We start from the raw sequence: 12560 nt of genomic DNA, 5'->3' as shown, positions 1-12560 counted from the left end.
GCGGCGCGAGGGTGCGTGGGTGCGGCCGGCCGGGCAGGTGCCCCGCGGCCGCACGCAACGTTCAGGCCTGCTTCTTCGACAGCGCGAGGCGCAGCAGGTCGGCTACCGTGTTGACGTTGAGCTTTTCCATGATGTTCGCGCGGTGCGCTTCGACCGTCTTGATGCTGATCCCGAGATCGTCGGCGATCTGCTTGTTCAGGCGGCCGGCGATGATTCGCTCGAGCACCTGCTGCTCGCGCGCGGTCAGCTTCGACAGGCGCTCGCTCGCGGCGCGCTGTTCCTGGACGCTCTTGCTTTCGCTTCGGGCCTTGTCGAGCATCCGCTCGACGAGCTTGCGCAGCTCGGCCTCGTCGAACGGTTTCTCGATAAAGTCCATCGCACCCTTTTTCATCGTCGACACCGCCATCGGCACATCGCCGTGGCCCGTGACGAAGATGATCGGCAGCGCGGCGTTGTCGGCGATCAGGCGCTCCTGCAGCTCGAGGCCGCTCATGCCCGACATCCGCACGTCGAGGATCAGGCAGGCGATCTGGCCGGCCTGCTGCGCCGGCTGGTAAGCATCGAGGAATTGCTCCGCGCTCGAGAAGCATTGCACGCGATAGCCGTTCGCCTCCAGCAGCCAGCGCAGCGAGTCCCGTACGGCCTCGTCGTCGTCGACGACGAAGACGGTTTCCTGAGTGGTGGTGACAGGGCTATTCATAGTTCTCCCGTAACGGTATGTGATGCCGATGCCTCGCGCCCCCCTTGGCCGAGATCAGCGGGTTCCCCAATGGGCAGGCTGCAGTGGAATGTCGCGCCGGAAATGCGGCCGTCCGGTTCGACATTGTTGACCACCCACAGACGCCCCCGATGCGATTCGATGATCGAACGGCAGATGTTCAGCCCCATGCCCATGCCGTCGGACTTGGTGCTGTAAAACGGTTCAAACAGGCGTTCGGCGGTCGCTTCGTCGACGCCCGGACCCTGGTCGATCACGCGGATGTCGACGAAACCCGCATCGATGTCGGCGACGACGCGGATCACGCCGTCCACCGACGCCGGCTTCACGTCGGCCATTGCCTCGGCCGCGTTCTTCATCAGGTTCATGAGCACCTGCTCGATCAGCACGGGGTCGACATAAATAATAGGCATTCTTGCGAGGATTTCCGTGACGATCCGGATCCTGCGCTTCCTGGCCTCGATTTCGGCGAGCCCGACTGCGTCGGCGACGATGTCCGCGACCCGCGCCGGCTGGCGCTTCGGCTCGCTGCGCTTCACGAATTCGCGGATCCGCTTGACGATCATCCCCGCGCGCAGCGCCTGCTGCGCGGTCTTTTCCAGCGCGGGCTGCAGCGTCTCGGGCGTGCCGCGGCCGCTCTTCACGAGCGCGAGCGTGCCCGAGCAGTAGTTGTTGATCGCGGCGAGCGGCTGGTTCAATTCGTGAGCAATCGACGACGCCATTTCACCCATCGTCATCAATCGGCTCGTGAACTGCAGCTTCTCTTCCTGCTGGTGCGCGAGTTCCTGCGCCTTCTTGCGGGTCGTGATGTCGGTCGCGATCTGCATCTGCGCGAGGTGGCCGTCCACCCACTGGATGTACTGGCGGCGCACCTCGAACCACTTCTGGATGCTCTCGACGTACACCTCCTGTGCGTCGGCCGTGCTGCTCGTCAGCGCGGCGGCCGGCAGGCCCGCGAACGCGTCGACCATGTCGATCGAGTCGGACGACGCCTGCGCGCGGTCGAAGCCGCCGCCCGACAGCTCGAGGTGGCCGTCCGGGCGGATCCCGAACAGGTGGCGGTAGTAGCGGTTCGCGAACAGCAGCTCGGCTTCGTCGGCGGCGAGCACCGACACCGCGGCGTCGAGGCTTTCGAGCACCGTCGTGAAGCGTTCGTGCGCGGCCGCGAGCTCCTCGCGTGCGCGCTTCGGCTCGGTGATGTCGGTCATCGACGACATCCAGCCGGTCTGGCGGCCCGAGCTGTCGATCAGCGGCGACACGTAGAGGCGTGCATGGAACAGCGTGCCGTTCTTGCGCCGCACGCGCAGCTCGAAGCCCGAGCTCGGCGCCTTGCCGCGCAGCGTCATGTCGAGCTGGCGCTGCATTTCCGGATACGAGTCGCGCGGCCAGTAGGGGAACGGCGCGACCTTGCCGACCAGGTCGGTTTCGTCCCAGCCCGTCATCCGGCAGAACGCGGGGTTCACGTGCGTGATGCGGCCGTGCATGTCGAGCACGCGCATGCCGATCAGCACCGAATTTTCCATCGCGCGGCGGAAGAACGCCTCCGCGTACAGCGCCTGCTGTGCCTCGAAGCGCTGGCGCGTGTGCTTCCACAGGCTCCAGAGGCTCCACAGCACGAAGCACGACAGCCCGGCGACGAGCCAGACGAGCGTGTTGTTGGTCAGGTTCGTGAGCTGCGGGAACGCGTACACGCGCACGGTCAGCCCCTGGCCGGGCGGATCGAGCGGCAGGTCGTAATGGGAGTCGCGCGGCAGGCGCGGGCGCGTCGACGTGGACGACAGCTCGCGATTGTTCGAGTCGGTGATCGAGATCTTGTACTTCGACGACAACTCCTGCGGGATGTCGTGCTTCAGGATGCCTTCGACCGAGAACACCGCGGCGATCGAGCCGAGATATTCGCGGTCGCCGCGCATCACGGGCGTCTGCAGCGTGATGAAGCCGTTGCCGAAGTCGTCGTAGATCAGCGGCGAATAGGCCTGGCGGCGCGTGCTGCGCGCTTCGTCATACGCGCCGCGCACGGCGTCCTGCATCTGCGCGTCGCCGGGCTTCGCGAGCCGCTGGCCGAGCAGCGGCGGGTGCACGGCCGGCCAGCGCTGCACGCCGGGCGCGGTGTACCAGTTCAGATAGAGGATTTCCGGATGCGTCTGCATCACGTCCGCGACGGCCATCTGGAACGCGTTCTGGTCGAGGCGGCCCGACGCGAGATCGCGCGACAGCGCCTGCAACTGCTCCTGCGCACCCGTCATCGACAGGCGGATCTGCTGCTGCGCCCACGCGACGTTACGGAACAGCGTGTCTTCCTGCTGCTGCTGTTCGCGGCGATTGAGGCTCCATAGAATCAGGCTCATCACCACGAGAAACACGAGGATCGACAGCAGCGGCGTCAGCAAATAGGAATTGGACCACCACGGTCCGTGGTGCCAACGGGACGGCTGCGACTCCGCCGGCGGGCCCGACGGTCGCGCCGAGCGTGCGAAAAGCCGATCGGTCAACATGGCAGGATTGTAGCGCAGCGCAATACATGGAAAACCTATACCGGATATGTTGAACGGAAACGGATTTGTGCCCGCGGCGCGCGCCGCGGAGGCCCGATGCATGGGTGCAGCGCAGCAATATTTCGCATTGCGAGAAAAGATCTCATAATTCGAAAATTCAGTTGCGCGTGCCCGTCCACGCTCATTACAATCCGTCGGAGCTTGCCCGCAGCCGGTCGCGTCGCGTCGTCTGCATGAGAGCGATCCTCACATTCCAGGACCCAGGAGACGAGAATGTCCGCTGTACCGAACGAAGTGATGAAGTATGTCGCCGCCGAACGTGACGACGACCCGCAAGAAACCGTTGAATGGCTCGAGTCGCTCGACGGCGTAATCTCCTCCGTGGGCACCGGCCGCGCGCACTACCTGATCGAAAAGCAGATCGAGTTCGCCCGCATGCACGGCGAACACCTGCCGTTCTCCGCCAACACCCCTTACATCAACACGATTCCCGTTGCCGCGCAGGCGAAGATCCCGGGCGACCAGGACATCGAGCACCGCATTCGTTCGTACACGCGCTGGAACGCGCTGGCGATGGTGCTGCGCGCAGGCAAGGACACCAACGTCGGCGGCCACATCGCGTCGTTCGCGTCGGCCGCGACGCTCTATGACGTCGGCTACAACCACTTCTGGCACGCGGCGTCCGACCAGCACGGCGGCGATCTCGTGTTCGTGCAGGGTCACTCGTCGCCGGGCGTGTACTCGCGCGCGTTCCTGCTCGGCCGCCTGTCGGAAGAGCAGCTCGACAACTTCCGCCAGGAAGTCGACGGCAAGGGCATCTCGTCGTACCCGCACCCGTGGCTGATGCCGGACTTCTGGCAGTTCCCGACGGTGTCGATGGGTCTCGGCCCGATCATGGCGATCTACCAGGCCCGCTTCATGAAGTACCTGGAATCGCGCGGCATCGCGAAGACCGCCGGCCGCAAGGTCTGGGCGTTCCTCGGCGACGGCGAGACGGACGAACCGGAATCGCTCGGCGCGATCGGCATGGCGAGCCGCGAGAAGCTCGACAACCTCGTGTTCGTGATCAACTGCAACCTGCAGCGTCTCGACGGTCCGGTGCGCGGCAACGGCAAGATCATCCAGGAACTGGAATCGGAATTCCGCGGCGCCGGCTGGAACGTGATCAAGGTCATCTGGGGCAGCCGCTGGGATGCGCTGTTCGCACGCGACCAGACGGGCGCGCTGATGCGCCGCATGATGGAAGTCGTCGACGGCGAATACCAGACGTACAAGTCGGAGTCGGGCGCGTTCGTCCGCGAACACTTCTTCAACACGCCTGAACTGAAGGCGCTCGTCGCCGACTGGTCGGACGACGACATCTGGGCGCTGAACCGTGGCGGCCACGATCCGCACAAGATCTACGCGGCATTCCACGAAGCGACCAACACGAAGGGCGCGCCGACCGTCATCCTCGCGAAGACCATCAAGGGCTACGGGATGGGCGAGTCGGGCCAGGCGATGAACATCACGCACCAGCAGAAGAAGCTGCCGGTCGAGCAACTGAAGAAGTTCCGTGACCACTTCCGCCTGCCGATCGCCGACGAGCAGATCGCCGACGTGCCGTACCTGAAGTTCGAGGAAGGCTCGAAGGAACTCGAATACATGCGCCAGAAGCGCATGGACCTCGGCGGCTACCTGCCGCATCGCCGCGAAAAGGCGACCTCGCTGCCGGTGCCGGCGCTCGACGCATTCGAGCCGCTCCTGAAGGGCACGGGCGAAGGCCGCGAGATCTCGACGACGATGGCGTTCGTGCGGATCCTGAACATCCTGTTGAAGGACAAGGCACTCGGCAAGCGCGTCGTGCCGATCGTCCCGGACGAATCGCGTACGTTCGGCATGGAAGGCCTGTTCCGCCAGATCGGTATCTGGAACCAGGAAGGCCAGAAGTACGTGCCGGAAGATTCCGATCAGCTGATGTTCTACAAGGAATCGGAAACCGGCCAGATCCTGCAGGAAGGCATCAACGAAGCGGGCGGCATGTGCGACTGGATCGCGGCGGCGACGTCGTATTCGACGCACGGCGAGATCATGGTGCCGTTCTACATCTTCTATTCGATGTTCGGCTTCCAGCGGATCGGCGACCTGGCATGGGCGGCGGGCGACATGCGCTCGCGCGGCTTCCTGCTCGGCGGCACCGCGGGCCGCACGACGCTGAACGGTGAAGGCCTGCAGCACGAAGACGGCCACTCGCTCCTGTGGGCGGCATCGGTGCCGAACTGCGTGAGCTACGACCCGACGTTCGGCTACGAACTCGCGGTGATCATCCAGGACGGTCTGCGCCGCATGGTGCAGGACCAGGAAGACGTGTACTACTACGTCACGGTGATGAACGAGAACTACGAGCACCCGGCGATTCCGCAGGGCGAGCACGTGGCGGCCGACATCATCAAGGGCATGTACGCGTTCAAGAAGGCCGACGCCGACAAGAAGGCGCCGCGCGTGCAGCTGCTCGGCGCGGGCACGATCTTCAACGAAGTGATCGCTGCTGCCGACCTGCTGAAGAACGACTGGGGCGTCGCGGCCGACCTGTGGAGCGTGCCGAGCTTCACCGAACTCGCGCGTGAAGGCCATGAAGTCGAGCGCTGGAACCTGCTCCATCCGAGCGAGGAGCGTCGCCTGTCGCATGTGCAGAAGTGCCTGAAGGACACGCAGGGTCCGGTCATCGCATCGACCGACTACGTGCGCGCGCTGGTCGACCAGATCCGTGGTCAGGTCGATCGCCGCTTCGTCGTGCTGGGCACGGACGGCTTCGGTCGTTCGGACACCCGCGAAAAGCTGCGTCACTTCTTCGAAGTCGACCGTCACTGGGTCACCGTCGCCGCGCTCAACGCGCTGGCCGACGAAGGCACGATCGAGCGCAAGGTGGTCGCGGACGCGATCGCCAAGTACAACCTCGATCCGTCGAAGCCCAACCCGATGACCGTTTAACGCACACGCGCCGTGTGATGCCGCGCGCCGCTTCCGGGAGGGGCGCGCGCGGCCATGGAGACACAAAAAGATGAGTCAAGCGATCGAAGTGAAGGTGCCGGATATCGGCGATTACAAGGACGTGCCCGTCATCGAGGTGCTCGTGAAGGCGGGTGACACGGTCGAGCCCGAGCAGTCGCTCGTCACGCTCGAGTCGGACAAGGCGACGATGGACGTCCCGAGCCCGGCCGCCGGTACGGTCAAGGAAGTGAAGGTCAAGGTGGGCGATTCCGTGTCGGAAGGCTCGCTGATCATCCTGCTCGAAGGCGGCGCCGCGGCGCAGGTGAACGGCGCGGCAGCGCCGGCGGCGGCCCCGGCTCCGGCGGCAGCTCCGGCACCGGCAGCACAGGCCGCAGCGGCACCGGCCGCCGCGCCGGCAGCGTCGGGCGGCACGCTCGAGGTGAAGGTGCCCGACATCGGCGACTACAAGGACGTCCCGGTGATCGAGATCGGCGTGAAGGTCGGCGACACGGTCGAGAAGGAGCAGTCGCTCGTCACGCTCGAGTCGGACAAGGCGACGATGGACGTGCCGAGCCCGGCCGCTGGCGTCGTGAAGGAAATCAAGGTCAAGGTGGGCGATTCGGTGTCGGAAGGCACGTTGATCGTGCTGCTCGACGCCGCCGGCGCACCGGCTGCCGCCGCGCCGCAGGCGAGCGCACCGGCTCCGGCCGCGGCCGCGCCGGCACCTGCCGCCGCACCGGCGCCCGCGAAGGCTGCGCCGGCACCGGCTGCAGCTGCACCGGCTGCGGCACCGTCGGGCGAGTACCGTGCAAGCCACGCGTCGCCGTCCGTGCGCAAGTTCGCGCGCGAACTCGGCGTCGAAGTCGCACGCGTGCAGGGTTCCGGTCCGAAGGGCCGCATCACGAAGGAAGACATCACGGGCTTCGTGAAGGGCGTGATGACGGGCCAGCGCGCGGCACCGGCCGCGGCAGCCGCGCCGGCAGGCGGCGGCGAGCTGAACCTGTTGCCGTGGCCGAAGGTCGACTTCTCGAAGTTCGGCCCGTTCGAAGCGAAGCCGCTGTCGCGCATCAAGAAGATCTCGGGCGCGAACCTGCATCGCAACTGGGTGATGATCCCGCACGTCACGAACAACGACGAAGCGGACATCACCGAGCTCGAAGCGCTGCGCGTGCAGCTGAACAAGGAACACGAGAAGGCGGGCGTGAAGTTCACGATGCTCGCGTTCGTGATCAAGGCGGTCGTCGCCGCGCTGAAGAAGTTCCCGACCTTCAACGCGAGCCTCGACGGCGACAACCTGGTGTTCAAGCAGTACTACCACGTCGGTTTCGCCGCCGATACGCCGAACGGCCTCGTCGTGCCGGTGATCCGCGATGCGGACAAGAAGGGGCTCGTCGACATCGCGAAGGAAATGGCCGAGCTGTCGAAGGCCGCGCGCGACGGCAAGCTGAAGCCGGACCAGATGCAAGGCGGCTGCTTCTCGATCTCGTCGCTCGGCGGGATCGGCGGCACCAACTTCACGCCGATCATCAACGCGCCGGAAGTCGCAATCCTCGGGTTGTCGCGCGGCCAGATGAAGCCGGTGTGGGACGGCAAGCAGTTCGTGCCGCGTCTGACGCTGCCGCTGTCGCTGTCGTATGACCATCGCGTGATCGATGGCGCGGAAGCCGCGCGGTTCAATGCGTATCTCGGAGCGCTGCTCGGGGATTTCCGTCGCATCATTCTTTGATGAGCAGAGGGGCTCGCAGGGGCGTGGTTTTTTGTCGGTCCGCCTCGCCCTGTCGTTGAACCTGTTTCGCTAACGGTCTGCTGGCGTCGCCCCTGCGCGGGGCGGCGGTCACTTTTCTTTGTCTTCCAAAGAAAAGTAACCAAAAGAAAGGCGCGTCCTTGGGCGGACAGCAAAGGTGGTCCTGCCCAAGTCCCCGTTCTCCAGTCAGACCGTAGTTCAGCGGTTGAGCCCTCTGCCTCTGTCAGCAGCTAATCAAGAAGGGGACAGTAATGAGTCTCATCGAAGTCAAGGTTCCGGATATCGGCGATTTCAGCGGCGTCGATGTCATCGAAGTCAACGTGAAGCCGGGCGACGTGATCGAAAAAGAGCAAACGCTCATCACGCTCGAATCCGATAAAGCCTCCATGGAAGTGCCCAGCGACGTCGCCGGCACGGTCAAGGAAGTCAAGGTCAAAGCCGGCGAGAAAGTCTCGCAAGGCACCGTCATCGCCATCGTCGAAGCAGCGGCAGGCGCCGCCGCACCCGCGAAAGCACCTGAGGCAGCGAAACCCGCAGCCGCTGCGCCGGCACCGGCCGCAGCCGCTCCGGCAGCCGCGCCGCAAGCCGGCAGCTATGCCGGCGCGGTGGACATCGAGTGCGACATGCTCGTGCTCGGCGCCGGCCCCGGCGGCTACTCGGCCGCGTTCCGCTCAGCCGACCTCGGCATGAAGACGGTGCTGGTCGAACGCTACTCGACGCTCGGCGGCGTGTGCCTGAACGTCGGTTGCATCCCGTCGAAGGCGCTGCTGCACACGGCACTCGTCATCGACGAAGCCGCGGCGCTCGCATCGCACGGCATCACGTTCGGCAAGCCGGAGGTCGATCTCGACAAGCTGCGCGACTTCAAGGGCGGCGTCGTCAAGAAACTGACGACGGGCCTGGCCGGCATGGCGAAGGCGCGCAAGGTCGAAGTCGTCACGGGCGTCGGCGCATTCGTCGATCCGTATCACATGGAAGTGCAGGGCGAAAACGGCAAGAAGGTCGTCAAGTTCAAGCAGGCGATCATCGCCGCGGGCTCGCAAGCCGTGAAGCTGCCGTTCATGCCGGAAGACCCGCGCGTCGTCGATTCGACGGGCGCACTCGAACTGCGCCAACTGCCGAAGCGGATGCTCGTGATCGGCGGCGGCATCATCGGCCTCGAAATGGCAACGGTGTACGCGACGCTCGGCGCCGAGATCGACGTGGTCGAAATGATGGACGGCCTGATGATGGGCGCGGACCGCGATCTGGTGAAGGTCTGGGAAAAGTACAACGCGAAGCGCTTCGGCAACGTGATGCTGAAGACCAAGACGGTCGGCGCGGAAGCGAAGGAAGACGGCATCTACGTGAAGTTCGAGGGCGAGAAGGCGCCGGCGGAAGCGCAGCGCTACGACCTCGTGCTCGTCGCGGTGGGCCGCAGCCCGAACGGCAAGACGATCGGCGCCGACAAGGCCGGCGTGGCCGTCACCGACCGCGGCTTCATCGACGTCGACAAGCAGATGCGCACGAACGTCCCGCACATCTTCGCGATCGGTGACGTCGTCGGCCAGCCGATGCTCGCGCACAAGGCGGTGCATGAAGGCCACGTCGCAGCGGAAGCCGCGCACGGCGAGAAGGCGTACTTCGACGCGCTGCAGATCCCGTCGGTGGCGTACACCGATCCGGAAGTGGCGTGGGCCGGCAAGACGGAAGACCAGTGCAAGGCCGAAGGCATCAAGTACGGCAAGGCGGTGTTCCCGTGGGCCGCATCGGGCCGCGCGATCGCGAACGGCCGCGACGAAGGCTTCACGAAGCTGATCTTCGACGAGGAAACCCATCGCGTGATCGGTGGCGGGATCGTCGGCCTGAACGCGGGCGACCTGATCAGCGAAGTGTGTCTCGCCGTCGAGATGGGCGCGGACGCGGAAGACATCGGCAAGACGATCCATCCGCACCCGACGCTCGGTGAATCGGTCGGCATGGCCGCCGAACTGTACGAAGGCGTGTGTACGGACCTGCCGCCCCAACGCAAGAAGTAACTCGACCGGCATGGCCGGCCTCGCGCCGGCCATCAAAAACGCCGCCGCCCGGACATCCGGACGGCGGCGTTTTCTTTTGCCCGAGGCCGACGGCAGCCCGCCGTCCGTGTCGCGTCGACGCATCGACGATGATCGGCCGCGCAGTATGTCGGCGCCGGAAAAGAAAAAGCCGCGCAGTGCGCGGCTTTTTCAGGAGCAGGGACGCTTACGCGGCCGGCTTGGTCGAACGGCGCGATGCAGCAGCGCTTGCAGCCTTCGTCGCGACAGCGGCAGCCGCGTTGAAGTTCGTTTCAGCGATCTCGACGGCTTGCTTGGCAGCCTTCTGGACCGTTTCGTACGTGGTGTTCGCTGCGTTCAGCGCCGACTTCAGTGCGGCGACAGCCGTTTCCGAACCGGCCGGGGCGTTCTTCGCGACGTTGTCGACGAGCGCCTGGACCTTCTTGTTCTGCTCTTCGAATTGCGCTTCTGCAACCTTCGCGAACTCGGCTTGCGTCGACGACGCGATTTCATACAGGTGACGGGTGTACGACAGCACCTTTTCCGCGACCGGCTGCGACAGGCTCGCTTGCAGCGCGATCAGCTCTTGCGCGTCCTTCACCGACAGCAGGCGTTGTGCGTTTTCCTGGCTTTCCGTCAGCGTCGACTTCACGACCTGCAGGTTGAGTTCGATCAGCTTTTCGACGCCTTCGAATGCCTTGGTCGTCAGACCGAACAGGCTTTCGAGGTTGGCTTTCTGGGCGGCGGCGATTTGCTCGGGGGTCAGCAAGGACATGTCAAGCTCCTGAAAAGCGATCGCGTCGATCGCAGGGATAAAGGGCACTACGCTGGGGAACCTCGGAGCTGCGCGCTTTGTGCATCGCAGCAATGAGTCGTATTTTAGGGCACAGAAAAGTCTTGTCAAGCATTTTTTGTGCGTTGCACAATCGCGACAAATTATCGATAAAACAATGAGTTATCGCGCGCGTCCGGAATCGGTTTCATGCGTGTTTTCCCACATGGTGCGCACCCGGCCGGGGCAGGCGCGCCGCACCATGATCATGCACAGGTAAACCTGACAGGCATGTGGAACGTTATGCTTCTGTTCCTGTCGAAAAGCGCGCCGTTTCAATGCGCGTGCCGTGGCGACGTGCCGCCGCCGCGGCCGAGACCGGTGCCGCAGGCACACCGAGCGCCGGATCCGTACTTTCCCCGCTTTAATTTCTCGTCAAAGTGACGTTATCTCAATTAACCGCGTGGTAATTCGGGAGGCGGGTACTGTCGGGCAGCGCATCTCATGAATTTTTTCGATGGGAGCGGGAGGGTCGATCGATGGATCGTCGGGCGACCCTTACATTCCGGTTTAACGACGATCGGTAAGTGCCTAATATTGCTCTTTTTTTAAGCTTTAACTACACTTGCGGAAACCTCCCGCCCGCTTTGTCCAGACCCCAATGAAAGCCGAATCGTTTTCACCACGCAGATTGTTGCAGAGCATGACGCTCGGCACGGCTGTGTCGGTCGCCGTCGCCTTGCTGGCGACCACCGCGTCCGTCACGCCGGTTGACGCCTTTGCCGCCACTGCGAAGACCCACCAGGCCACCAAGAAAGCCGCTTCCACTTCGTCCGCGAAGAAGTCGCTGAAGGCTGCCTCCGCAAAATCCGCCGACGTCGCGTCGGCCGATGCGCCGCGCGCGAAGGCATCGCGCAAGCGCGCGACGCTCACGGCGAACGTGCATGGCCACCGCGGCTCGGTGCGCAAGGTCGCGTTCCAGCCGCGTCGCCCGACGGTCGGCCAGGCGTTCGGCCTGCACGACACGCCGGACGCGCTCGCGTTGCGCTCGAGTGTCGCGTACGTCGTCGACCAGAACACCGGCGAGCCGCTGTTCGACAAGAATTCGCACGCCGTCGTGCCGATCGCGTCGATCTCGAAGCTGATGACGGCGATGGTCGTGCTCGACTCGAAGTCGCCGATGACCGACCAGATCGAAGTCACCGACGAAGATCGCGACTACGAAAAGGGCACGGGCTCGCGCCTGTCGGTCGGCTCGGTCCTGTCGCGCGAGGACATGCTGCACATCGCGCTGATGGCGTCGGAAAACCGCGCGGCCGCCGCGCTGTCGCGCTACTACCCGGGCGGCCGTCCGGCCTTCATCGCCGCGATGAACGCGAAGGCGAAGACGCTCGGCATGAACGACACGCACTTCGAGAATTCGACGGGCCTGTCGAGCTCGAACGTGTCGAGCGCGCGCGACCTCGTGAAGATGGTCAATGCGGCGTACCAGTACCCGATGATTCGCCAGTTCTCGACCGATCGGACGTACGACGTCTATACGGGCAAGCGCAACCTGGTCTACAACAGCACGAACGCGCTGATCCGCGGCAACGGCTCGTGGGACATCGGCCTGCAGAAGACGGGCTTCATCAACGAGGCAGGCGAATGTCTCGTGATGCAGGCGACGATCCATGGCCGGCCGATGGTGATGGTGCTGCTGGATTCGTTCGGCAAGTATTCGCGCTTTGCCGACGCGGCGCGCCTGCGCAACTGGCTCGACGCCGGCGGTGGCGAGCGCCTGACGGCGGCCAACACGGCGAACGGCGGCACCTGATCGCGTCGCGGCGGTTTGCCGCCGCATCGG

At 64.7% G+C, this 12560-nt stretch carries 7 protein-coding genes and 1 pseudogene; 5 read left to right on the top strand and 3 right to left on the bottom strand.

What is annotated here, in order from left to right; all coding sequences use genetic code 11:
• Window positions 1-61: 61 nt before the first annotated feature.
• Window positions 62-700 carry an oxygen response regulator transcription factor FixJ gene (gene fixJ, locus LMA02_RS10940; protein WP_006493245.1) on the bottom strand — a complete coding sequence of 213 codons (639 nt, stop codon included), beginning with the start codon at window positions 698-700 and terminating at the stop codon, window positions 62-64.
• Complete coding sequence (gene fixL / locus LMA02_RS10935; RefSeq protein ID WP_228904858.1) at window positions 697-3213, bottom strand: oxygen sensor histidine kinase FixL; 2517 nt, start codon at window positions 3211-3213, stop codon at window positions 697-699. The genes fixJ and fixL overlap by 4 nt, the downstream gene beginning before the upstream one ends.
• On the opposite strand from fixL, the pseudogene LMA02_RS35535 reads away from it, so the two are divergent.
• From LMA02_RS35535 to lpdA, 4 genes and pseudogenes are all read left to right on the top strand, one after another.
• A pseudogene (locus LMA02_RS35535) lies at window positions 3133-3350 on the top strand (hypothetical protein); the annotation flags it as partial. The gene fixL and the pseudogene LMA02_RS35535 overlap by 81 nt on opposite strands.
• 136 nt (window positions 3351-3486) lie before the next feature.
• The gene (aceE, locus tag LMA02_RS10930) at window positions 3487-6183 is read left to right on the top strand and encodes a pyruvate dehydrogenase (acetyl-transferring), homodimeric type (RefSeq protein ID WP_228904856.1); all 2697 of its coding nucleotides are present in this window, start codon (window positions 3487-3489) and stop codon (window positions 6181-6183) included.
• Window positions 6184-6253: 70 nt separating this feature from the next.
• Window positions 6254-7909, top strand: a complete 1656-nt coding sequence (aceF, locus tag LMA02_RS10925; protein WP_228904853.1) for a dihydrolipoyllysine-residue acetyltransferase — start codon at window positions 6254-6256, stop codon at window positions 7907-7909.
• 269 nt (window positions 7910-8178) lie between these two features.
• Complete coding sequence (lpdA, locus tag LMA02_RS10920) at window positions 8179-9945, top strand: dihydrolipoyl dehydrogenase (RefSeq protein WP_228904848.1); 1767 nt, start codon at window positions 8179-8181, stop codon at window positions 9943-9945.
• Between the two features lie 205 nt (window positions 9946-10150).
• On the opposite strand, the gene LMA02_RS10915 is transcribed toward lpdA, so the two are convergent.
• Window positions 10151-10717 carry a phasin family protein gene (locus LMA02_RS10915; protein WP_006755449.1) on the bottom strand — a complete coding sequence of 189 codons (567 nt, stop codon included), beginning with the start codon at window positions 10715-10717 and terminating at the stop codon, window positions 10151-10153.
• A 658-nt stretch (window positions 10718-11375) separates the two neighbouring features.
• On the opposite strand from LMA02_RS10915, the gene pbpG reads away from it, so the two are divergent.
• The gene (gene pbpG, locus LMA02_RS10910; RefSeq protein WP_228904846.1) at window positions 11376-12530 is read left to right on the top strand and encodes a D-alanyl-D-alanine endopeptidase; all 1155 of its coding nucleotides are present in this window, start codon (window positions 11376-11378) and stop codon (window positions 12528-12530) included.
• Window positions 12531-12560: the final 30 nt, after the last annotated feature.

This window comes from Burkholderia sp. B21-005, assembly GCF_020843965.1.
Taxonomy (GTDB): domain Bacteria; phylum Pseudomonadota; class Gammaproteobacteria; order Burkholderiales; family Burkholderiaceae; genus Burkholderia; species Burkholderia ambifaria.
The sequence above is the reverse complement of the archived record's forward strand: the minus strand, read 5'-3'. Positions and strand labels throughout refer to the sequence as shown.

Coding starts and splice junctions, on each gene's coding strand:
- fixJ (WP_006493245.1), bottom strand. CDS start 700: ATGAATAGCCCTGTCACCACCACTCAGGAAACCGTCTTCGTCGTCGAC.
- aceE (WP_228904856.1), top strand. CDS start 3,487: ATGTCCGCTGTACCGAACGAAGTGATGAAGTATGTCGCCGCCGAACGT.
- pbpG (WP_228904846.1), top strand. CDS start 11,376: ATGAAAGCCGAATCGTTTTCACCACGCAGATTGTTGCAGAGCATGACG.
- LMA02_RS10915 (WP_006755449.1), bottom strand. CDS start 10,717: ATGTCCTTGCTGACCCCCGAGCAAATCGCCGCCGCCCAGAAAGCCAAC.
- fixL (WP_228904858.1), bottom strand. CDS start 3,213: ATGTTGACCGATCGGCTTTTCGCACGCTCGGCGCGACCGTCGGGCCCG.
- aceF (WP_228904853.1), top strand. CDS start 6,254: ATGAGTCAAGCGATCGAAGTGAAGGTGCCGGATATCGGCGATTACAAG.
- lpdA (WP_228904848.1), top strand. CDS start 8,179: ATGAGTCTCATCGAAGTCAAGGTTCCGGATATCGGCGATTTCAGCGGC.